This window comes from Gordonia sp. PvP123 (genome assembly GCF_040547295.1).
Lineage (GTDB): Bacteria > Actinomycetota > Actinomycetes > Mycobacteriales > Mycobacteriaceae > Gordonia > Gordonia terrae.
In genome coordinates, this window is record NZ_JBEPPN010000003.1 from 107039 (window position 1) to 128832 (window position 21794).

Below are 21794 nucleotides of genomic sequence, written 5' to 3' on the forward strand. Positions count from 1 at the left end.
CCTAGAGCGCCACCGACGAGACAACCACTGTTGTCTCATGGGCGCGAATCTCAGCTCTCGGAACACTCGACAAGCATCGCCTGACAAACGGGCCCGACGCCGATACCAGCCCATTCGACAGTGATCGAGAATCCCGCTCTGAAACCGGGATTGAGTCAGTCGTCCAGGTTCTCCGCCTTTTCCGACAAAGCGACGTAGTCCAGACGAACCCGCGCAAAACAATCTGTGTAAAAGCCGAGAAATGCGTTGTAGTGTTCCGAATCGCCAAGGCAGCGAGCCGCTCGAATACAACCGGCCGTTCGCCTCGGCGTCACTCAGGGGGAGTACATGAGCGTTCCAGTTGACCGGTTCACGAGGGCCTTCATCGGTACCGACCGTGTTCCGGACGCGACGCCGACCACGTCGCAGAGTTGGCTGGTCCAGTACGCGCGGCACGTCGCGTGGACCGATCTGTCGCTCATCTCGATCGCCGTTCTGGCCGGACAGTTCCTACGGTTCGGTGCCGACCCCTTCCGGCCGATCGGCCGCGACGGTATCCCCGCACTCCTGGTCACCGTGACCCTCATCGTCGGATGGCAGACGGCGTTGCGCGTCGGACAGGCCGGCGATCCCCGCATACTGGGCACCGGACCTGTTGAGTACCACCGTGTCCTGAGCGCCTGCTTCGTCTGCTTCGGTGCCTGGGCCATCATCGACCTCGCATTCGCTCTGGGCATCGCCCGCGGATTCATCGCTATCGCGCTCCCGGCAGGGACGCTGATGCTCATCGTCGGCCGATGGGCCTGGCGCCGACACCTCCTGGCGGGCCGCGAGAGCGGACGATTCCTGCGATCGGTACTGGTCGTCGGATCCCGATCATCCGCTCGAGCACTCATCGACCGGTTGAACACGAATCCCGCCCTCGGCTACCGAGTCGTGGGAGTGTGCCTCACCGATCCGCCCGGCGCCTCTCCGACCCCGAAGTTCGCCGCCGGACACGCGACCCAGGGCGTGTTCGCCGAAGTCCCGATCTTCGCCGGCTACGACCGGGCTTCCGAGCTGGTCCGCACCTGCGGGGCCAACACCGTTGCCGTGACCTCCGCCGACGCACTCGGCCATCGGGCTATGCGTGAACTGTCGTGGGAGCTCGAGAACTGCGATGTCGAGATGCTCGTGGCCCCCGGACTGATCGACGTCGCCGGCCCGCGTATCACCATGCGTCCCGAGGCCGGACTCCCACTGCTCCACATCGATCGACCGCGATACAAAGGCGCCAACCGCTTTCTGAAACAGACCTTCGACAAGGTGCTGACAATGGTTGCACTGGTGCTTCTTTCACCCTTGCTCGCGCTCTGCGCGCTGGCCGTCAAGCTCGACAGCAGAGGCCCGGTGTTCTACCGCGCCGAACGCATCGGCACCGACAACACTCCGTTCGCGATGTGGAAGTTCCGCTCGATGGTCGTCGACGCGGACACCATGCGCGCCGGCCTCGCCGTCCGCGACGACGGGAACGGAGTCCTCTTCAAACTCCACGCCGATCCGCGGGTCACCCGTGTCGGTCGAATCATCCGCCGTTACAGCCTCGACGAACTGCCGCAGTTGTTCAACGTGCTGGGCGGGACGATGAGCCTCGTGGGTCCGCGCCCGCCCTTGCGTGAAGAGGTCGAGTCCTATGACCCGGTCGTCCGGCGACGCATGCTCGTCCGCCCCGGGATGACGGGCCTGTGGCAGATCTCCGGTCGCAGCGACCTCTCCTGGGAGGACTCCGTGCGGCTCGATCTCTCCTACGTCGAGAACTGGTCACTGACAACCGATCTCGTCATCCTCTGGCGGACCGCCAGCGCCGTCCTCTCTCGTCGGGGCGCCTATTGACCGCCACGTCCACCCATCATCCGCACCGCCACCACCACGGATCGACACCACTCGAAGGAAGCACCATGAAGAAGGCCCTGATCACCGGGATCACCGGTCAGGACGGCTCCTACCTCGCCGAATTGCTCTTGTCCAAAGGCTATGAGGTGCACGGACTCATCCGACGATCGTCGTCGTTCAACACCGCCCGGATCGACCACCTCTATCAGGACCCGCACGACCCGTTCGCCCGCCTGTTCCTGCACTACGGCGATCTCAGCGACGGCGCCCGACTGGTCACGCTGCTCGCGTCGATCGACCCGGACGAGGTCTACAACCTGGCCGCGCAGTCGCACGTCCGCGTCAGCTTCGACGAGCCCGAGCACACCGGTGACACCACCGGAATCGGCTCGGTCCGACTGTTGGAAGCGGTGCGCCAGGCGGGCATTCGATGCCGGTACTACCAGGCATCCAGTTCGGAGATGTTCGGCGCCTCTCCCCCGCCGCAGAACGAGGACACCCTGTTCTACCCTCGCTCCCCGTATGGGGCGGCGAAAGTCTACTCGTACTGGGTCACCCGTAACTACCGCGAGGCCTACGGCCTGTTCGCCGTCAACGGCATCTTGTTCAACCACGAATCCCCCCGCCGCGGCGAGACTTTCGTGACACGCAAGATCACCCGCGCAGTCGCCCGCATCAAGGCCGGCGTCCAGAAGGACCTCTACATGGGCAATCTCGACGCCGTGCGCGACTGGGGTTACGCGCCGGAGTACGTCGAGGGGATGTGGCGCATGCTGCAGGCCGACGAGCCCGCCGACTACGTGCTCGCGACCGGTGTGCCCTTCACCGTCCGCGATTTCCTCCAGCACGCCTTCGACCACGCCGGCCTCGACTGGCGCGACCACGTCGTCTTCGACGAGCGCTACCTGCGTCCCACCGAGGTCGACTCGCTGATCGGCGACGCGTCGAAGGCCGAACTTGACCTCGGGTGGCGAGCCGCGGTCCGCGCACCGGAGCTCGCTCGGATCATGGTCGATGCCGACATCGCCGCCTTGAAATGCGAGGGCACGGAGTGGATCGACAAGCCGCAACTGCTCGCTTGGAGTCGCGCGTCATGACGCGGTCTGTGCGACGACGCGGCTGGGAGCCCGGGCCGCTCGATCCGTCGGCCACCTTCTACGTCGCGGGCCACCGCGGCCTCGCCGGTTCGGCTCTGGTGCGGGCGCTGCGGCGGCGGGGAATCTCCGACATCATCGGGCGCACCAGCCGTGAACTCGACCTCCGCGACCGGCACAGCGTCTTCGAGTTCTTCGCGCACAACACACCCGACGTGGTGATCCTGGCGGCCGCCCGGGTCGGCGGAATCGCCGCCAACAACGCCTGGCCTGTCGACTTCCTCTCCGAGAACCTGCGCATCCAGGTCAACGTCCTCGACGCGGCGGCCGCATATGGCGTCGAGCGCGTGCTGTTCCTGGGGTCGTCGTGCATCTACCCCAAGTTCGCCCCGCAGCCGATCCGCGAGGACGCATTGCTCACCGGCGCCCTGGAACCGACCAACGACGCGTACGCGGTCGCCAAGATCGCGGGCATCATGCAGGTGCAGGCGACGCGACGCCAGTACGGGCTGCCCTGGATCTCCGCGATGCCCACCAACCTGTACGGGCCGAACGACAACTTCTCCGGCGAGACGAGCCATTTGCTCCCGGCGATGATCCGACGCTACGAGTCGGCGCGCCGGGGGGCCACGCCGAGCGTCACCAACTGGGGAAGCGGGACACCGCGTCGCGAGCTCCTCCACGCCGACGACATGGCCGAGGCCTGCCTGTGCCTGCTCGAGAATCACGACGATCCGCGCCAGGTCAACATCGGTACCGGCATGGACCATTCGATCGCCGAGATCGCCGCGATCGTGGCCGACGCCGTCGGTTACGGCGGTGTTGTCGACTGGGACACCACCAAACCCGACGGAACGCCACGAAAGCTGCTCGACGTCAGCACCATTCACAGCCTGGGATGGCGGCCGACGATCAGTCTCGAGCAGGGTGTCGCCGACGTCGTCGAGTGGTACCGCGCAGCTCACCAAGCCGATATGGACCCCTGCTCAGAGGTCGGGGCCGGCGATGTCCGGATCTGAGTCGTCGGTGATGACCGATGCGACGACCACCGTCCCGGGCGCGACGTCGCGGGAGACCATCGCGGCGGCACCCACCACCGCGCGTCGTCCGATGGTCACCGGACCTATCACACGCGCGCGCAACGCAATCCACGCGCCGTCCTCCACGACCAGCTCACCGCGTGTATCGGCCGGACACCGCAGGGCGGCGGCTTGCGACACCACGACGTTCGCGCCGATCCGGATCGAACCGGCGCTGTCGAGAGTCACCGCCTCGCCGATCCACGAGTCCGCGCCGATCACGAGTCGCGCCGGACTGGTGACCCGCACACGTGGTCGCATCAGCACCCCGCGGCCGATCTCCGCACCGAACACCCGGAGCACCGCCAGGCGAACGGAGTTGGGCACGAACACCAACCCGATCGCACGCATCACGAAAGGCCAAGCCAGCGATGACAACTGAGCTAACACGACCGCCATCGTATCGAACCCGAGGTGGATCGGGCCCGATGAACGGCGTCGCCGAACCGATGGATCGGTCCGAGGGTCGCAAGTGTGTCGACTTCATCGCGATCAACTACGCCCCCGAGGTCACCGGGATCGCGCCCTACGTCACCGACATCGCCCGACGCCTCGCCGCTCGTGGGTGGAGCGTGCGCGTCATCACCGGTTACCCGCACTACCCGCAGTGGCGACTCGACGGGAACATGTCGGACTACACGTCCACGGTCGTCGATCAGGGCGTCATCGTGGTGCGAGTACCGCACAGCATCCCAGACGGCACTGCTCTGGTGTCACGCTCGCGGATGGAGCTCGAGTTCGGCCTGCGCGCCATCGTCGCCCACCTGCGACCGGAGGCCGTCACCGTCATGGCCAGTCCGCCGCTCATCGCGTCGGCGCTGGTGATGATGCGCCGCAGGGTCGGGCGTCGCACGCTGTCACCGATGGGGGTCTGGGTCCACGACCTGTACAGCCAGGCAGTCAGCGAAGCGGCCGCGGGCGGGTCCCTCAGCCGCGCCCTCGTGAGCAGACTCGAGAAGTTCGCCCTCTGCTCCGCCGATGAGGTGGCGGTCGTGCATCCGCGCTTCGGCGAGATCATCGTCGACCGACTCGGCGTCGACCCGGCGGTGGTGACCCACGTCCGGAATTGGACGCAGGTGCGCCACGAACCTCGTGCGCCCCGGGACATCGCACGAGACCGACTCGGCATGTCCGCCGACGCGATCGTCGCGGTGCACGCCGGCAACATGGGCCAGAAGCAGGGCCTGGAGAACCTGGTCGACGCCGCACGACTCGTCGCCGGGTCGTCGGACGCAGCTCGGAACGTACACCTGTACCTGGTCGGCGACGGCAATCAGCGCCGGCATCTCGAGGACCGCGCGCGCGGCTGCACGGACGTCACCTTCGTCGACTCCCTGCCCGACGATCAGTTCCACCTCATGCTCTCCGCCGCCGATGTCCTGGTGGTCAACGAGAAGCCCGGCGTCCTCGAGATGTCGCTGCCGAGCAAGCTGACCACCTACTTCAGCTACGGAATACCGGTGGTGGCAGCGGTTTCCGATGGCGGGATCACCGCTGCCGAGGTACGGCGCTCGCTCGCCGGGGTCGTCGTCTCCCCGGGCGATCCGGCTGCTTTGCTCAAAGCGATCACCCAGATCGCCGCCGACAGCACCGCGGCACGCATCATGGGCGAAGCGGGCGAACGGTATTCGCGAGAGGTGCTCGGCGCCGACGCCGCCGTCGAGAAATTCGAGATGTGGCTGCGCAAGCTGTCGCACCATGCCTCGGTGCGGGCATGACCGTGACGACACCGACCACGACCACCGCGCGCTCGGAGGTCCTGTCCGAACTCGAACCCCGACGCCTGCGCGACTACATCGTCGACAAGTCCGATCGCGGACGCAATCGACTGTGGATTGTCACCTGGCTGGGCGTCGGCGCCGTGTTGCGAAGCGGGGTCGGCGGCACCGTGCTGCGTACCCGTCTGCTGCGTGCCTTCGGCGCGCGGGTGGGTGCCGGATGCGACATCCACCGGAGCTTCCGGGTGCACTTCCCATGGAAGCTGGACCTCGACAACGACGTGCGCATCGACCGCGATGTGTGGATCATCAACCCGGAACCGGTGACCATCGGCGCCCACTGCTCGCTCGGACGACGGACGGTCATCTGCTCGGGCGGTCATGACCACCGCTCACCCACCTTCACCCGCACGAGCGAGTCGGTCGTCATCAGCGATCGCTGCCATCTCGGCAACGGCGTGACCGTACTGAAAGGCGTTGTGCTCCAGCCTGGTACGCAGGTGCCCGCCGGAGCGGTGGTCATCCCGGCGATCTCGGCGAAGTCGCGTTCTTCGACACCGGGCGGCCGACCATGAGGATCCTGCAGGTACTCACACTCCTGTCGCCCGCAGGCGAGTTCGGCGGACCCGCAACCGTTGCGATCAACCAGAGTCGCGCGCTCGCCGAGCTGGGTCACGCGGTCACGCTCATCGCCGGCTCGTACGACGGGCCGGCGGCGGCCCCTGACCTGCCCGGTGTCCGTGTCCTCACGTTTCCGACGCGAACCGTCGGCCGCGGGCGAAGCTTCTCACGCATCATCGCGCCGTCGATGCTGCGCTGGATTCGGGCGCACGCCGACGATTTCGACGTCGCCCATGTCCACCTCGGTCGGGACTTCGTGACCCTCCCCGCCGCTCGCCTGCTGTCATGGGGCAACGTCCCGACACACGTGCAGACACACGGGATGATCAACCCCCGGCCGTCGCTGCCCTATCAGGTGATCGATCGGGCGCTCACGATCCCGGCGGTGCGCGATGCCCGAACAGCGTTCTACCTGAACGAGGTCGAGCTGCGAAAGCTCCGATCGGCGATCGGCGGTTCACCGCGCTACTCCTACCTGGGCAATGGTGTGCCACTGCCCGACGCCATGCCGGCCGATCGCCCCGACGGGCTGCCCGAGGTCCTCTTTCTCGCCCGGTTGCATCCCCGGAAGCGTGCAGTGGCCTTCGCCTGCGTCGCAACCGAACTCGCGCCGCTGATCCCAGCCCGTTTCACGATCATCGGACCCGACGAGGGCGATGGGCCGGTTGTCGACGACGTGCTTCGCACCTTCCGGGCCTCCCACGACCCCGAGGTCGCCGACCGCATCCGTCGGGAGGCACCGATTCCTGCACGCTTGGTGGCGGAGCGTCTCGCACAGGCGACCATCTACGTGCTCCCGTCGATTCATGAACCGCTACCGATGTCGGTTCTCGAGGCGATGGCCGCCGGTCTGCCGGTGGTGGTCACCGACACCTGCGGATTCGCCGGTCTGGTTGCCGGCGCCGACGCCGGTCTCGTCGTCGACGACTCGATCGGCGCCCTCTCGGCGGCTCTGACCGGACTCCTCACCGACCCGGCGCGGGCCCGCGCGCAAGGACTGCGGGGACGAATCGCTGTCGAAAAGCACTGGGGCATCTCGTCGATCGCCCGACAACTGGAGGAGCGCTACGATGCGGCCCGCTGATCTCGCCGACCCGACGAACAGCGTGGGGACGGTCAGCGTCTCCATCCTCGTCCCGTCCTTCAACCCGGGTGCTCACTTCGAACCGGCGATCCGTTCGGCACTCGGCCAGATGAGCCCGCACGACGAAATCCTCATCCAGGACGCCGGATCGACCGACGGAACCCAGATCCTCATCGCCGCTCTCGCCGAATCGGATTCGCGGGTGAAAGCCGTGATCGAGGCTGACGACGGCCAGTCGGATGCGCTCAACCGGGCACTGGCCCGGTCCGCCGGCCACTGGGTTCTCTGGCTCAATGCCGACGACATCCTCGTCGAGGGCGCACTGAACGCTGTTCGTGCCGCGCTTCGCGATTCACCCGGCGCAGCGGTGCTGACCGGAGATCACCAACTGCTGCGCGCCGGTGGCGAGGTGGTCGGGACCTACCGCGGCAAGCCCATCGAGACACGAACCCTGTTGCGACGATCCACCTGCGCATCGTTCTCCGGCTCGGTTCTCATCCGTCGGGATTACCTGACGTCGCTCGGCGGGTTCGACAAGGATCTGCACTGCACGATGGACTACTCGTTGCAGTTCCGCATCGCCGAGACCGCACCGGTACAGCAGGCGATCCCGGTTCCGATCGGCGCGTTGCGTTTTCACGATGCCTCGAAGTCGGCCAACCTGTGGCAGACGTTCCTCGTCGAGTCGTTCCGTCTCCGGTTGCGCTATGCAACGTCCCCCACGGACCGCGTGCTGGGTCTGGTCGGCACCCTCGAACAGCTCGTCTCGTTTCTGGTCTTCCGCATCCGGCTGACTCCCGGCTACCGAAGGGTGCGCGGTGTCTTCCGCAGTTGACCAGAGCGCAGGCGCAGGCAACCGGCTGCGCACCGATGCCTCCGTGCGAATTCTGGCCCGGGTGGCCAGTTCCGCGATGCTCGGTGTCTTCCTGTTGCTCCTGGCCAGAGCCCTCCCGGTCGACGCCTTCGGCCAGTTCGTCCTCGCGTACACGCTCGGCGTGGTGGCCGGCCTCGCCGCGGGCTTCGGGGCACCCATCCGGGTGATGCGCGTCAGCGCGTCGGGAGACAACCACACCGCCGCAGGCCTGTACGTCGCGCACACCATCGCCGTGTCCGCCGTCTTCGTCGTCGCCGTTGCCGGACTCGTCTCGTGCGGGTTTCCGCTCATCGTCGTGGCGGGCGCGCTGTTCGCCTACTCCGACACCGCGCAGAACTTCGCGCAGAACTTCCTGGCCGGCACCCACGCGCACACTGCCGCCAGCTGCCTCGTCGTCGTGCAGCGCGCCGCACCCCTCCTGGTGTGGGGTGGGTTGGCAGTGTCCGGCCGCAGTCTCGACGCCTCCGCACTCGCGCTGATCTTCGCGTGTACGGCCGTGACCGCGCTGGTGGTCCCCGCGGTCTCCATCGGAGTCCGGGGGCTTCGGACCGCCGCCGGTGCACTCCACGCGCCAGACGCAGAGACCGCCCGCTACTGGGCGCTCGCGATGTCGGGAACGTTGGCGCAGCTGCAGGTCTCCGCCTTCGCCGTGGTCGCGCCGCCCCTGACCGTCGGCTACTTCGCGATGGCCACGCGCGTCACCGGGCCGCTGACACTGCTCTCTGCCGCGCTGTCGACGGTTGCGGTCCCCGAACTCGCCCGCACCGTCGACGACGCGTCGGCTTTCGACCGGATCTACCGACGCTACCGAAACATCGTCATCGCCTACTGCGTCGTCGTCGTCATCGCGGCGTGGCCCGTCGCCTGGGTCATCGTGCAGATCGTCGGCACCAAATACGAACCGGCCCAGACCCTCTTGATCGGCATGATCATCGCGGCCGGCATCTCGTCGCTCTCGCAGGCGATCAGCTCCAAGCACATCGCCGCGGGCCGTCCCGGCACGGTGACCACAGCGATCATCCTGGGCGGCGCGGTGACGCTGGCCCTCCTGCTCCTCGCCGGCGCACTCGACCACCTCGACGCCCTCTGGCTCGCACCCGTCGCCGGTCAACTACTCGTACTCGCCGCACTGCTCTCCGACGTCCACGAAGGTGGGAGAATGACCCGACTCATCCGAACTCACTGGGAGAAAGCTCTTCTGACGGCCGCCGTCGTGGTTCTCGCCCTGACCGGCGGGGTGGCTTTCGCCGGCGCGCGCGAACCCGGTTCCGAGACGCACAACGCCGGAGCCGAGGTCAGCTCCGCCGCGTCGACCTCGCGGTCGGCGACCGGCACCTCGGCAGACGGCACGGCCGTCAGAATCCTCGTCGTCGGTGACAGCTTCACCGAGGGAACAACGTACGGCGGCAAAGGCAGCTCGAACTGGACCCGCATCGCACAGGGCCGTCTCTCAGCGACCCGCCTCAACACGTGCCCGGTGCTGCTACGGGTGTCCGGCCGGGGTGGCGCCGGTTACCTCACCACCGGAATCCGGCACACCACGTTCGCCTCGGAGGCGCAGCGACTGCTCACTCCCGATGTCTCGGCGATCGTGCTCGTGGGCAGTGGCAACGACCTCTCCCATCCGTCGAAGCAGTACCGTGACGCGGTCGACGACACCATCCGCTCAGTGCGCAAGGCCCGGCCCGAACTGCCGGTCGTCATCGTCGGGCTCTCCTGGATTCACGACGCCCCGGTTGCGCCAGAGTATCTGCGCGCCAACAGGTTGCTCGGCGGCGCCGCCAAGCGGCACGGGGCCTCCTTCGTCGATCCGATCAGAAGCGGCTGGTACGCCGCCCCCCGCGACCATTCGATCGTGGGTGCCGATCTGCGTCACCCGACCGACGAGGGGCATGCCATCATCGCCGACCACATGACACCGGTCCTGGAAAGTCTGGCGCGCAAGGGGAGCTGCGAATGAACCGGCCGCGCGTCATTCACAACCGCCCACGGGTCATCCGTGCGGCGACCGCGTTGGGGGTCACCGCATGTCTCGGGCTGATCCTCGCGATGGCGGTGACCACCTTCTCGACGCAACACACGACGGTCCAGGCGACATCGCGCGTCGTCCTCACCTATGAACGCGATGCGATGCAGTTACCGCAGGACTTCGACCCCGCACCCACCATGCTGCTGACGCGAAGTATCGAGTCCTACTCGTCGCTGGTCACCAGCGAGAACTTCCTCCGTCGCGTGATCGACACCCACCACATCGCGATGAGTCCCGCCGAACTCCGGCGCGCGGTGTCGATCACCGCTCCGCCCGAGACGACGATCATGGACTTCACCGTCCGGGGTGACGACGCGCGCATCGTCGAAGCAGCAGCGTTGGGCGTCGGGCGCGAATTCACCGCGGCCCTCGCCGAACTCGAGTCACCGGCGCCGATCGAATCACTCGTCCTCGGACCGGTGGACGCCGATCGGACATTCCCCGATGCGCCGGTGCGCACCGCACTGCTGGCGACCCTGGCGGGACTGACCGCACTGGTTCTCGCCGCGATGTTCGCGCGCCGCCCGGCCCGACAACCACTCCCCCAACCCACACCGACCGCAGTTGTCTGGAGGACACCATGAAGCGACCCAACAAGTGGCTCAGCCTGATCGTCTGGCTGCTCCCCGCGTCCACGGCAAAGAACGCGATGCTGCGCATCCTCGGCAACACCATCGGTCACGGCGTCAGCCTCGGACCGAACCTCGTGCTCGGGTGCGGACCATTCCGCGTCGGAGACCACGGAGTGATCGCGCCGTTCAACATCTTTCGGCAGATGGCGCGAGTCGAACTCGAAAAGGACAACTTCATCGGCCGGTTGAACCAGTTCACGGCCGCGCCGTCGTACCAGAAATTCAGCGAGCGCGCCGGCGTGCTGTCGATGGCCGAGCAGGCCGCCGTCACGAACCGCCACTACTTCGACTGCTCGGGCCGGATCGAGATGGAGCCCTACAGCGCAGTGGGCGGGACGCGGAGTCTCCTGCAATCCCACGAGATCGACATCGTCGAGGACCGGACCACCATCGGCACCATCACCATCGGCGAGCGGAGTCTGACCGCGACCGCGTGCCTCATCTTGAAAAACGCTGTGATCCCTCCCTATTCGCTCGTCGCCGCCGGATCGGTGGTGACTGCGTCTACCGAATCCGCCGTCGGCGACGCCGGGCTGTACGCCGGGGCGCCGGCACGGTGGCGACGCGATCTCCCCGAATGCAAGTGGTGGTACCGGTCGTCGTACATGACCCCGGTGCGGGAGGTCGAGGGATTCTGATGGTTCCGACCTCCACGCCCCGGTTGTCGTCGATGGCCATCGTAGTCCTGGCCGTCGCTGTCGTCGTCCTGGGTTCGGCGTGCACCACCGCGGCACAGGCCGAACGGTCTGACGATCGGGTCGCCTCGGCGCGGGGCGCCACCGTGCACGTCGATTACGCCACGGCGGCTGCGGTACCGCCCGGTTTCGTCGCCGTCGAGCGGGGCCGCAGTCTGCACCCACTCCGGGTCGCGGACGGGCGTCTGCTGCACGGCACGTCCTCCGCATCCGATGCGGCGTCGTACATCTCGACCGATCTCGCGCCCGCCCGAGTCACACGAATCGGCGCGACCGCGAGCTTCACCGGAGACGATTCCGGGGCCATCGCGCTCCTCGTCAGCGCGAAACCGGTGCCGGAGAACGAGTCCGACGCGGCACCCGATGCGGCGGTGCATTTCGTCGCGACGCGGACGGGATGGTCGTATGCGATCTGGCAGGCGGGCGATGCCGGACAGACGATCCTGGGCCAGGGCACCTATCGGACCGCCTTCGACCGCGACGCCGCTCGGTTCGAGATCGAACTCGACGGAGACCGGGCGAAGGTCTACCTTCCCGACGCCACGTCGATCGTGTTCACCGACGGCCGCATCGCCGAATTCGCCGGGAGCTGGGCGACCTGGGAACTCTACGAAGACGCCCCGGGCACGAGTCCCGCGTCATTCCGGGAGTTGTGGGCGTCATGACCTTGATTCTCGTGACGTTGCTGGTCGCACTGGGACTCTTCGTCGCAGTTGCCCACGACAGGCAGTGGGCCCGGCATGTCGATCGGTTCCTGTGCAGTTGGTTGATCGCGTTGACGGCATGGCCGGTCATCGTCATCTACGCCGTGGCCCCGGCCTTGTGGTCGACGGCCGACGCCGCCGGGCCGATCTTCGCGGTTCTGCTGTACGGGCCTGCGGCGGGAATCAGCGTGGCTGCAGCGCTTCGTGCGGTCTCCACCAGCGATCTGCGCATCGACGGCGCGGCGGCGATCCTCGCGTTGTTGATGCTGTACGCCTGCGCGGCGATGATTGTCGACGGTTCGGGCAGGATCGTCAATCTCGTGATGTCGATGGCACTGCTGGTGGGCTTCGTGTTCCGCTACCGGTCGTTCGGGCTCGACGATGTGGCCAGGTACGCCCGGATCGCGCTCGTCGTGACCACCGGGAGCCTGCTGGTGTCGGTGCTGTTCAACTCATCTCGCGTCGTCGGGGCGTGCCGTATCGACAAGTGCACCGACCTCGGTGCGGTGCTCACCTCACCGTTCGCCGGCAACGGCAATCTCGCGGGAATCACCATCACGGCCCTGCTGCCGTTCGCGGTGTACCGCGTGTCCATGTGGCGTGTACTCGCCGCGGTCGCCGGGGTTGCGCTGATCGGCCTCCTCGCCGGCAGCCGAACCGCCTTCGGCGGTATCGCCGTCGCAGGTCTGCTCGGAGTCGTGTTGGCGATCCCCTCGATCACCACTCGGGTTCGGAACCTGTTGCTGGGTCTCGCGCTGGTTGCGAGCACCGTCTATTCGCTGTTCCCGCTCTACATCGGTTACACCAACGCCGATTACAGCTTGCGGGGCTACCTCTGGAACCAGGCGCTGCGGGAGATCCCCGACCAGTGGTTCTTTGGCCACAATCCGGCGTTCTGGGTGGAATCCGGCGCGTCGTTGTTGTTCAAGGCCAACTACTCCCCGCACAACGGCTGGCTGGAGATCCTGCTGTCGGTCGGGGTCTGGGGGGTTCTGCTCATCGTCGTCGCCGCCGTTGTCAAGGTGGTCCAGACCACCGACGGAACGACGCGGGCCTACCTGCTCGCCTACTTCAGCACGATCCTGGCACTCAGTTCGCTGGAGGCCGTGTATGTGCCGTACTTCCTCGGCATCGCGCCGTTTGCGGCACTGCTCCCGTACTTCCTGTACCACCACCGTCCGCCCGTTCACCGTTCGTCCCAATCCCTGTCGCCCGTGCCCGGTCACGAGGTGTCCACCGAGTCACAGATGGAGTCCCGATGAAAGTCCTCAACATCGTTGCCGCGAAATGGATGCTCGTCGTGGCATTCACGCTGATCGGCCTCATCGCCGCCATCGGCTACTCGCTGCTTCAACCGCAGACCTACGTGGCGACCGTTCGGACCTACATCGCCACCGGCACCTCCGACATGCTGGAGGCCTACCAGGGAAACCAAGCGGCCCGGGCGAGCATCCAGACGTTCGCTGTGCTGGCCACCGACCCGACCGTCGCGCAGCGGGCGATCGCCAGATCGGGGGTCGACATCTCTCTGCCACAGTTCATCTCCGAGATCTCGGTCAGCGTCCCGCCGCAGACCGTCATCCTCGATGTGTCCGTCCAGAACTCGACGTCGGCCGACGCTGAACGGCTGTCCACCGCCCTCGCGCAGGAACTCGTCGGCACGGTCACCGCTCTGCAGGAGCCGGCCAGCGGCGGCCCCGGGGCACTTCGACTGGTGGTCGTCGACCCGAATACCCAAGGCGCCGTGCGTCAGCAACTCATCGACCCGGTGCTCCTCGGCATCGGCGCGGTCGGCGGTGCGCTCGCCGGCTCCCTGATCGCACTGCTGCTCCATCGTCGCCGCGGCGGCGTGTCCGATGTGGAGCAGTCCGACCGCATCCCGGACGGTCCGACCACCGGCGACATCGAGGTCACCATCAACCGCCCGTCCAGCGCGATGAGGAGCCAGCATGTGCCGACGAGCCGACCCCCGCTGGTTGACCAGGCGACGACCCACGCAAACAGCCGTTCCCCGCTAATCGAGCAGGCACCGACCCACGCAACCAGCCGTTCCCCGCTGGTTGACCCGGCACCGACCCACGCAACCAGCCGTTCCCCGCTGGTTGAGCAGGCGACGAGCGAAGCGAGGAGCCGTGTCGAAACCAGCAGCCGCTCCGCGACTTACACCGCTCGCCACACCGTCAGCCGACATTCGGCGACCGGACGGGGCGGGTTTGGTGGGTGGGGTCAGCTGAACGGTGACTGCGGGACATAGCGGTGACCGCAACATCGGGGGCGCCTGTTCCAGACTGGGCCGCGGCGGCATCGAGTCTTCGTCTTGGTCTGCCGGTAGGCCAGCAGCGCACTTAGCTAAAGGTGTTGACCACGTCGAAACCATCCCTTCACGAAAGGCCCCCGCTGTCACTTGGATTCAAAGTCTCGAGTAGACCGCCGTCGAAGTATTGGTCTAGTGATCCGTCGAACTATCTGCGAGCTAATGGTAAGCAGCGCAAAATCAGGACAATATGTAGCCCCGAGATGCGTCTCGAATCACCATCATGGATGATTCGATATCGGCCACTGCGCCGATATATTCGAGGGAGACTATCTGTGACTATCATCGCCGAGCGGGGCCATCGATCGATACCAGGTGAGCCCGCCCCCCGGCCGTCACATATCCGGTTGGATCTGCAGGGAATGCGTGCCGTCGCTGTACTCGCGGTGTTCGCTGATCACCTGTTCGGCTGGCCAAGCGGTGGTTTCGTCGGCGTTGACATATTCTTCGTGTTATCGGGATTCTTCATCACCGGCGTCCTGATCCGCGAGCGCACCGGCACCGGCGAGATTTCCTTCCGCAAGTTCTATGCCCACCGCGCCCGCCGGATTATCCCGTCGGCGATGCTCGTCATCGTAGCCACCGTCGCCGCCAGCTACATTTTGCTCACCGAGACCCGGGCGCAGGCAACATTCATTGACGGGCTGTGGGCGACGATATTCCTTTCGAACTGGCGATTCGAGCGAGTAGGCACCGACTACTTCGCCGAAGGCCTTCCACCCTCCCCCCTCCAGCACTACTGGTCACTGTCCATCGAGGAACAGTTCTACTTCGTGTGGCCGCTGCTGCTTCTCGGCCTGTTCGCACTCACGCGCCGGTACTCACGCCCTGGTCAGCGGTACAGTGCGACGCGTCAGGCATGGCTGATCACGGCGATGGCCACGATCTGCATCGCGTCGTTCGTGTGGGCCTGCGTGCAATCGGCGTCCGAGCCGACCGCGGCCTATTTCTCCACATTCACCCGAATCTGGGAACTCGGACTCGGAGCGCTGATCGCGATCAGCGTGCCGGTCCTTTCGCGGATCCCGCACTCGATCCGACCGGCGCTGTCCTACATCGGGCTCGTCGGCGTCGCCGTGTCGCTGTTCGTCATCACACCGAGCAGCGTGTTCCCCGGACCTACAGCGGCTCTGCCTGTTCTCTCCACCGCCTTGGTCATCATTGCGTTCGTCGGCTCACCGGCGCGTGCCGTGCCTCACCTGACCAACCGCGGCGCGGTCTACATCGGTGAGGTCAGCTACACGCTCTACTTATGGCACTGGCCGGTCATCGTGCTGCTCACTGCCATCATGGCCCAGGGGCTGACCTACAACCTGACGGTCATTGGCGTGACTGCGATATTGACTATCGCAACATTTCACCTCTACGAGAACCGCATCCGTCGCTCCAACTGGCTCGAGCAGCCCATCGGGTACCGACCACGTACCCGCATCCCGCGACCCAACCCGACCGCGTGGGTCACCCTTGGAGCCTTGGTGGCAGTTGCATGCCTCGTCGGCGCCGTGCTGCAGGAAAACGCCGGCAACCAGAGTTCGACATCGCAGGCCAACCAGAAGCTGGTCGTCACCGGCGCCGGCCCCGATGCCGGAATGAACCCCGGGACCGCCGACGACGCGCCGTGTTTCGGCGCCGCAGCCCTGTCGACACCCGGGTGCGCGTTGCGCGATCCAGCGAAGGGGTTGACCCCGGACATCGACAGGTTCACTGACGACACCCAGGGAGCCTACGAGTGCTACCGCCAGAAGGGGCGGGCACTGAGCAGCTGCACCTACGGCTACACCGGTCCCGCCGCCAAACGCCTCGCAATCGTCGGCGACTCGCACGCCGCCATGCTGTTGCCCGGGCTCGCCCGACACCTCAACGAGAACAAGTGGAGCCTCACCACTTTCGTCGGCTACGGCTGCCAGTGGGCGCTACGCGAGTCCGGCGACTGCGATCGCACGGTCATGCCTGAGGTGCAGAAGCGGCTGCTCGCCCAGAAGTACGACCTAGTGATCACGACGGCCACTCGCACCACCCGATCGGCCAACGAGTACGCGGCGACCTGGCGTCCGGTCGTCGAAGGCGGCTCGCGAGTCCTCGTCGTAGCCGACAACCCGTCGGTCAGCGAGGAAACGCTCAGCTGCGTGACCCGCGTGTCCATCGGGCGCGACAGCAGCGGCGAGTGCGCGACGCCCCGTTCCGTCGCCCTCGCCGAGCCGGATCCGCTACTCGCCGCTGCCGGGCAGGTTCCCGGCATACGCGTGCTGGATATGACGGACTCGTTCTGCAACGGGGATCGGTGCCCAGCGGTGATCGGGGACGTCATCGTCTACCGCGACACGGCCGGACATATGACCGCCACCTACTCACAAACTTTGGCGCCGCAGCTCGTTACCGCGGTGCGCGACGCACTGCACTGACCAACGGACCGAGAATGCGTGTCTCAATGCTCGCGGATGAGTCCCCGGCCCATGTGCGAACAGACCCTCGAATGTCAGGAGGCGTAAGAATCAGTCCAACAGAGTCTGCAACGCACCGACGACCGGCTTGGGCGAGCCGTCGAAGCGGTACAGACCGAAGTTCGAGTTGTCATCCGCTTTGTTCGTGGACAGGTCACGGGATGTGAAGAGGAAGATCGCCGCGATCCACGACAGTCCGTTCGCGCGGTTGACCGCGTCGGTGATGATGCTGGATTGGACGGCTTCGGTTGTCGAGGCAGGCGTGTTCCCGGTCGGTTGCCCGAATTCGGTCACCCAGATGGACTTGGTGGAGTCCCCGTTCGCCACCATGATCGCGCGCCCCTCGGGAAGCACCGCCGCGCCGCCTCCGTCTCCGGCGCGCGGGTCCGCGGTGATCGGGTACGGCAGCGTATACGGATGGACGCCGATCCCATTGAAGTACGGCTTCGCGCCGAGTGCGTACATGTCCGAGATGAAGGTGACGTCCCGAGTCTCGGTTCGAAGACTCGACAAACCGCCGGTGATCACCGGCTGATTGCCGCCTCCCGCTCGGATACCTCCGAACGCCGACTTGAGCAGCGGCACATACTCACCGGCCGTCGGCGGGATGAGGTAGTGCGCCAGATTCGGCTCGTTCCACACCTCCCAGGTGGCTACTCGCGATGAGTATCGCACTGCAACCTGTCTCGCGAACTCACCGAAAGTGGCCGGGTCCGCGGGCCCGTTCCCGTTGGCAAGCGGATTTGCACCGAACTTTTGTGCCCATACCGGAGCCGGCCCCTCGAGATTCATCATGATCGACAGCCCCTTTGACCTGGCTGCACCGACCGCGGAATCCAATCGCGTCCACGTGAACGAACTCGAGTTCGAAGGTTGAAGCAGGTTCCACTTCGCCGGGATCCGGATGGCCGTCGCTCCGGTGGCCCTGATCTGCTCGGCCTCTCCGGCGAAGTCGGCGCCGGCATACTGGGTCGAGATGGACGCCACGCCTACTGCAACCCGCACTGCTGCTTGTGTGGATCCAGGGGCGGTGACCAATAGTCCGACGACACCAACGATAGAGAACATCGCGATTGCGGTGCGACGCACCATATCCTCCAATGCCACACTTGGACCCGTACTTACCGGGCCCGCCAAATGACTGCATCTGAGGATACGATCGCGCGCAGCTTGATGCACCACAAACCACGACTTCGGCCAGAGTCTGGACCCGCTACATTTTTCGCGAGTGCATGCAAGGGTTCACTGGGTGTCTCTACAACCTATTTGTGTGCGGCACCTGTGTTGAGCGTTGATCGGCCACTCGAACCGGGGAGGCCACCGCCGTTGTCTGACTTGCCGGATCGTTTGAACGCGCCGACAGCCGCTGACTGCGAAAGCGTCTCGTCCGTACTGGCATAGCCCGTGTACCGATAACCGCTCTGAGTCGAACGCACGTCGTTCAATACCAACCCGAGGATTGACGCATGTGCGGCGCGGAGCGACCCGACGGCTTCGATCAGATCCGGCTGTTTGGTGCTACCCGCACGGACGACGAGAAGCACACCGTCGACGCTTCGAGCCGTGACCGCAGCATCGGTAACTGGCAGCACGGGCGGCGAATCAACGATCACGTAATCGTACCGACTGGCCAATTCGCGAATGCCCTGTGCAGCTCGGTCAGAAGCCAGAAGTTCTGCCGGGTTGGGCGGCAGCTCGCCGCTCGTGAGGACATCCAAATTCGGGTAGTCGCTTGCTTGAACCAAGTCAGACATGTCCGCATCGCCCCGAAGGTAGTTGGTGAATCCAACGGCCGGCAATCGTCCGGTTCGATTCGCGACCTCGGGTCTTCTCAGGTCACCATCGACTATGACGACCCGGTCTCCGCTGTCTGCCAGGGACGCGGCAAGGTTCAAAGCCGTGGTTGTCTTTCCTTCACCGGGGGCAGCACTCGTCACAAGCACAATCCGAGGAGGATGATCGACATTCGAGAAGGTGAGATTTGTACGGAGCCTTCGATAGGACTCGGCAGCGCCCGATGTAGCACCCGCCGCGAAATTGATCGTTCCACCACCTCTCAACTGAGGTTCCTGTGGAACCGAGCCCAACACTGGGGATCCGACGCCGTCCGGAATCGTTCCGACGTTTCGAACCACTGTGTCGAACCGCTCGCGTAAGTACACGATCAGGATCCCGACGAAGAATCCAAGCAGAACAGACAGGCCCACGTTCCGCAACACTCGCGGCGCCACCTGCTCAGGCTGCGATGCAAAGCTCACGACAGTCAACTTCGCGAGTGAATCCCCCCCGCCGCTCGGCTGCTCTAGAGTCTCGATGTACCTAGTCATCGCTTCACCCACCGCGGTGGTCAAAGCCCTTGCGCGTTCTGCGTCGGTGTCAGTCGCGCTCACGGTGACCAGAACCGTCTCGGGCGCGGCAGACGCGGTCAGCTTCTCGCGCGCATCCTCAGGCGAAAGGTCGATGGAACCGTCACGCAGCGCTTCGAGCACGATCGCGTCTGAGGTGACCAGCTTCACGTACGAGGCGACCCGCTGCTGAGCTGCTTGACTGCCCTGAAACGCGCTTTGCGTGTTGGGGTCGCTGCCCGAGGTGACGTACAGCGTCGACGAGGACCGATACTCCGCTGGCTGAAGCACTGAGAAGAGCAGTCCGACGAGGCCGACCACCAAGGCGGACCCGACCAGGATCCACCAACTGCGGCGCAATACGTTCAAGAGCTCAGTGACCGGCCTCCGGTTCGAATTCGCAGTTGTCGTGTCTGCGCGTTCGTCAGTCATTTCTGTCACCTAACGTTTTATAAGCTGGATTATCAGCGACTGCGTCATCGGTCAGCGCCACGTCTCGACTATCACCGTTTGTGAATCCCCACAGATCGTGAGGAAAGGCCGCAAGCAACCGTTGTTCATCAAATTGAGGCGGCGGGGCTCCACCGTACGATAGAGCGTCATCCACTGAATGCGCTACACGAGGAACCTCCCGACCGCTCCCCAGGAAGTAGTCCTCATATTTGAATGCGGGCTCAGTACTGGACGCCATCAGTCGTGCCGGCACCCCGAATGACTCGGCGATGCAGATCCCGTGCAGCGATGAACCGGTCACAAACCTCGCTGCTCTAATGCGCGCGATGCACTGATCCAGCTGCGTCAGCGGATTGAGGACGTCATGATCGTCCCCGTATACGACGCGAAACCGTTCGTAGTCATGCAGGTTGGGCACGACCAGGACATCGCGCGGTTCGCGAGGCCACACAGGTACTGATTCTGCGAAGCGCGCCGTCAACAGGCCCGGATCACCAAATACTTTCGGGACGTCGAACCCCTTACCGATGAGCCACTCCCGCGTCAAAGGACCACGCACTGCCCGAATATCCAGCCGCGTCCTCTCGAAGGGCAGCTCGCGAGTTTTGCCATTGACCCCGGTGCCCCACACGACGTCGCCGTCTGCAGCCAGCCTGATCACGGACCCTACGGTGACCAGTCGCGGGTGCGAACTGCCCGCAAGGCTGCGACGAGGTCCCGAACATGACGGGGGCACAGTATCGATCATCTGCCGTACAAGCCATGGGCCCAGCATGTCTCCGAAGTTCGTCAGTCGACGCCCCCTGTCCGTCAGACGACCTGTGCGCCAACGACGAGGAGCCCAGTAGACGACTCCAACTCCCTTAACCCTCGCGACCGTCATGCAGCGTCGACTCTCCACCGCGCCGCTTCAGCAATATCCTCCGCCGTGATCGCGTCGGCTTCGACGACCTGGCCGACTCCGGTCTCCGTGACCAGGCGACATATCTGTAACTGATGATCATCGACATGCTCGCCCTTCTGGCTCTCCCTGGGACAGACGAGCGGGAACTGGCCGAGCTCTAGAATCCGCAGGATGCTACCGACTCCGGCATGGGTGATGACAACATCGGAGCTTCGAACTGCCTCGTCGAAATCGTCCGCCGACAAACTCGTGTGCACCTCGCCGGGTAACTGATGCCCGTCCGTGCAGCCTGTCTGCCAAACGAACTCGTACGGCCCGTCGAGGGCCGAGAGTGACTCCAGCAGGCGGTCGAACCGAAACTGTTTGAGGGTTCCGACTGTGACAAAGACCTTGTACGGCCCCGAGTTCGAGTAGGTCCTCTCAGAACGCTTGTAAGCTCCCAACACCGATGGCCACAACTTCCAGGCACCGCCGGCCCATCGCCGGTGCTGACAGTAGACCGACACCCCGGGGATGTAACGCATGATGCGGCCCGTGGTGGATGGTCCCTCCACCCGAGAGACACTTTCGATGTAGATCGCGCGACGTCGGGTGAGGACAGCCGTCGGTAGAGCAATAAGAGCGATGGCCGCACCTGTGCTGACCACCGTGGATGCATCGCTGTTGCGGATCGCACTGACCACCCCTCTCGTGGAACGAAGCAGACCGACATAGTCTCTTGACCCGATGTACGGGACGATCGCCATCGACACTTTCTCACGCATCGACCTCGTCTGAGGATGATCGAACGTGATCCACGATGACGACTCAAGGTTGTTCAACTGAGTAGCAATGAGAATCGACTGTTGGAAATGGCCGCCTGTTGAGGCAGCGAACACTACACCCTGAGCGCCCAGATCCGCAGGATCATCCGCCACTCCGGCATTAATAATCTCAGTCATCAACCATTCCTACTT

The 21794-nt window shown here is 65.3% G+C and carries 19 protein-coding genes; 14 read left to right on the plus strand and 5 right to left on the minus strand.

Annotated elements, in window-relative coordinates; all coding sequences use genetic code 11:
- Nucleotides 1–327: 327 nt before the first annotated feature.
- The 3 genes from ABIC25_RS05990 to ABIC25_RS06000 all read left to right on the plus strand — a co-directional run bounded on the left by ABIC25_RS05990 (nt 328) and on the right by ABIC25_RS06000 (nt 3964).
- Entirely contained in the window at nt 328–1851 is a 1524-nt protein-coding gene (locus ABIC25_RS05990; RefSeq protein ID WP_101820215.1) for a sugar transferase, read from the plus strand.
- Between the two features lie 65 nt (nt 1852–1916).
- Nucleotides 1917–2948, plus strand: a complete 1032-nt coding sequence (gene gmd / locus ABIC25_RS05995) for a GDP-mannose 4,6-dehydratase (protein WP_004021358.1) — start codon at nt 1917–1919, stop codon at nt 2946–2948.
- The gene (locus tag ABIC25_RS06000; protein ID WP_354560433.1) at nt 2945–3964 is read left to right on the plus strand and encodes a GDP-L-fucose synthase family protein; all 1020 of its coding nucleotides are present in this window, start codon (nt 2945–2947) and stop codon (nt 3962–3964) included. The genes gmd and ABIC25_RS06000 overlap by 4 nt, the downstream gene beginning before the upstream one ends.
- Here ABIC25_RS06000 and ABIC25_RS06005 read toward each other — a convergent pair.
- Nucleotides 3932–4375, minus strand: a complete 444-nt coding sequence (locus ABIC25_RS06005) for an LbetaH domain-containing protein (protein ID WP_354560435.1) — start codon at nt 4373–4375, stop codon at nt 3932–3934. The genes ABIC25_RS06000 and ABIC25_RS06005 overlap by 33 nt on opposite strands.
- Nucleotides 4376–4452: 77 nt before the next feature.
- On the opposite strand from ABIC25_RS06005, the gene ABIC25_RS06010 reads away from it, so the two are divergent.
- The 11 genes from ABIC25_RS06010 to ABIC25_RS06060 all read left to right on the plus strand — a co-directional run bounded on the left by ABIC25_RS06010 (nt 4453) and on the right by ABIC25_RS06060 (nt 17097).
- Nucleotides 4453–5742 (plus strand): glycosyltransferase family 4 protein, encoded by a 1290-nt coding sequence (locus ABIC25_RS06010; protein ID WP_354560437.1) that lies wholly within the window; start codon nt 4453–4455, stop codon nt 5740–5742.
- Nucleotides 5739–6317 (plus strand): LbetaH domain-containing protein, encoded by a 579-nt coding sequence (locus ABIC25_RS06015; protein ID WP_354560438.1) that lies wholly within the window; start codon nt 5739–5741, stop codon nt 6315–6317. Before ABIC25_RS06010 ends, ABIC25_RS06015 begins: the two co-directional genes overlap by 4 nt.
- Entirely contained in the window at nt 6314–7447 is a 1134-nt protein-coding gene (locus ABIC25_RS06020) for a glycosyltransferase (RefSeq protein ID WP_354560439.1), read from the plus strand. The genes ABIC25_RS06015 and ABIC25_RS06020 overlap by 4 nt, the downstream gene beginning before the upstream one ends.
- Nucleotides 7434–8282 carry a glycosyltransferase gene (locus ABIC25_RS06025; protein ID WP_033204992.1) on the plus strand — a complete coding sequence of 283 codons (849 nt, stop codon included), beginning with the start codon at nt 7434–7436 and terminating at the stop codon, nt 8280–8282. Before ABIC25_RS06020 ends, ABIC25_RS06025 begins: the two co-directional genes overlap by 14 nt.
- Nucleotides 8266–10281: a GDSL-type esterase/lipase family protein gene (locus ABIC25_RS06030; protein ID WP_354560441.1), complete on the plus strand. Its 2016-nt coding sequence runs from the start codon at nt 8266–8268 to the stop codon at nt 10279–10281. Before ABIC25_RS06025 ends, ABIC25_RS06030 begins: the two co-directional genes overlap by 17 nt.
- Entirely contained in the window at nt 10278–10934 is a 657-nt protein-coding gene (locus ABIC25_RS06035; RefSeq protein ID WP_004022695.1) for a YveK family protein, read from the plus strand. The genes ABIC25_RS06030 and ABIC25_RS06035 overlap by 4 nt, the downstream gene beginning before the upstream one ends.
- Complete coding sequence (locus tag ABIC25_RS06040; RefSeq protein WP_354560443.1) at nt 10931–11620, plus strand: hypothetical protein; 690 nt, start codon at nt 10931–10933, stop codon at nt 11618–11620. The genes ABIC25_RS06035 and ABIC25_RS06040 overlap by 4 nt, the downstream gene beginning before the upstream one ends.
- A complete protein-coding gene (locus tag ABIC25_RS06045; protein ID WP_354560444.1) occupies nt 11620–12342 on the plus strand; it encodes a hypothetical protein in 723 nt (240 codons plus the stop codon). The genes ABIC25_RS06040 and ABIC25_RS06045 overlap by 1 nt, the downstream gene beginning before the upstream one ends.
- Nucleotides 12339–13643 (plus strand): O-antigen ligase family protein, encoded by a 1305-nt coding sequence (locus tag ABIC25_RS06050; RefSeq protein WP_354560446.1) that lies wholly within the window; start codon nt 12339–12341, stop codon nt 13641–13643. The genes ABIC25_RS06045 and ABIC25_RS06050 overlap by 4 nt, the downstream gene beginning before the upstream one ends.
- Entirely contained in the window at nt 13640–14635 is a 996-nt protein-coding gene (locus ABIC25_RS06055) for a YveK family protein (protein WP_354560447.1), read from the plus strand. The genes ABIC25_RS06050 and ABIC25_RS06055 overlap by 4 nt, the downstream gene beginning before the upstream one ends.
- 335 nt (nt 14636–14970) lie before the next feature.
- Nucleotides 14971–17097, plus strand: a complete 2127-nt coding sequence (locus tag ABIC25_RS06060; RefSeq protein ID WP_354560449.1) for an acyltransferase family protein — start codon at nt 14971–14973, stop codon at nt 17095–17097.
- 90 nt (nt 17098–17187) lie between these two features.
- On the opposite strand, the gene ABIC25_RS06065 is transcribed toward ABIC25_RS06060, so the two are convergent.
- The 4 genes from ABIC25_RS06065 to ABIC25_RS06080 form a co-directional block, all read right to left on the minus strand.
- Entirely contained in the window at nt 17188–18315 is a 1128-nt protein-coding gene (locus ABIC25_RS06065) for a cellulase family glycosylhydrolase (protein ID WP_354560450.1), read from the minus strand.
- Between the two features lie 83 nt (nt 18316–18398).
- Nucleotides 18399–19913, minus strand: a complete 1515-nt coding sequence (locus ABIC25_RS06070) for a tyrosine-protein kinase domain-containing protein (protein WP_354560451.1) — start codon at nt 19911–19913, stop codon at nt 18399–18401.
- Nucleotides 19906–20595 carry a polysaccharide pyruvyl transferase family protein gene (locus ABIC25_RS06075; RefSeq protein WP_354560453.1) on the minus strand — a complete coding sequence of 230 codons (690 nt, stop codon included), beginning with the start codon at nt 20593–20595 and terminating at the stop codon, nt 19906–19908. The genes ABIC25_RS06070 and ABIC25_RS06075 overlap by 8 nt, the downstream gene beginning before the upstream one ends.
- A 218-nt stretch (nt 20596–20813) precedes the next feature.
- Nucleotides 20814–21779 (minus strand): glycosyltransferase, encoded by a 966-nt coding sequence (locus ABIC25_RS06080; RefSeq protein WP_354560454.1) that lies wholly within the window; start codon nt 21777–21779, stop codon nt 20814–20816.
- Nucleotides 21780–21794: the final 15 nt, after the last annotated feature.

Coding starts and splice junctions, on each gene's coding strand:
- ABIC25_RS05990 (WP_101820215.1), top strand. CDS start 328: ATGAGCGTTCCAGTTGACCGGTTCACGAGGGCCTTCATCGGTACCGAC.
- gmd (WP_004021358.1), top strand. CDS start 1,917: ATGAAGAAGGCCCTGATCACCGGGATCACCGGTCAGGACGGCTCCTAC.
- ABIC25_RS06000 (WP_354560433.1), top strand. CDS start 2,945: ATGACGCGGTCTGTGCGACGACGCGGCTGGGAGCCCGGGCCGCTCGAT.
- ABIC25_RS06005 (WP_354560435.1), bottom strand. CDS start 4,375: ATGCGTGCGATCGGGTTGGTGTTCGTGCCCAACTCCGTTCGCCTGGCG.
- ABIC25_RS06010 (WP_354560437.1), top strand. CDS start 4,453: ATGAACGGCGTCGCCGAACCGATGGATCGGTCCGAGGGTCGCAAGTGT.
- ABIC25_RS06015 (WP_354560438.1), top strand. CDS start 5,739: ATGACCGTGACGACACCGACCACGACCACCGCGCGCTCGGAGGTCCTG.
- ABIC25_RS06020 (WP_354560439.1), top strand. CDS start 6,314: ATGAGGATCCTGCAGGTACTCACACTCCTGTCGCCCGCAGGCGAGTTC.
- ABIC25_RS06025 (WP_033204992.1), top strand. CDS start 7,434: ATGCGGCCCGCTGATCTCGCCGACCCGACGAACAGCGTGGGGACGGTC.
- ABIC25_RS06035 (WP_004022695.1), top strand. CDS start 10,278: ATGAACCGGCCGCGCGTCATTCACAACCGCCCACGGGTCATCCGTGCG.
- ABIC25_RS06040 (WP_354560443.1), top strand. CDS start 10,931: ATGAAGCGACCCAACAAGTGGCTCAGCCTGATCGTCTGGCTGCTCCCC.
- ABIC25_RS06045 (WP_354560444.1), top strand. CDS start 11,620: ATGGTTCCGACCTCCACGCCCCGGTTGTCGTCGATGGCCATCGTAGTC.
- ABIC25_RS06050 (WP_354560446.1), top strand. CDS start 12,339: ATGACCTTGATTCTCGTGACGTTGCTGGTCGCACTGGGACTCTTCGTC.
- ABIC25_RS06055 (WP_354560447.1), top strand. CDS start 13,640: ATGAAAGTCCTCAACATCGTTGCCGCGAAATGGATGCTCGTCGTGGCA.
- ABIC25_RS06070 (WP_354560451.1), bottom strand. CDS start 19,913: ATGACTGACGAACGCGCAGACACGACAACTGCGAATTCGAACCGGAGG.
- ABIC25_RS06080 (WP_354560454.1), bottom strand. CDS start 21,779: ATGACTGAGATTATTAATGCCGGAGTGGCGGATGATCCTGCGGATCTG.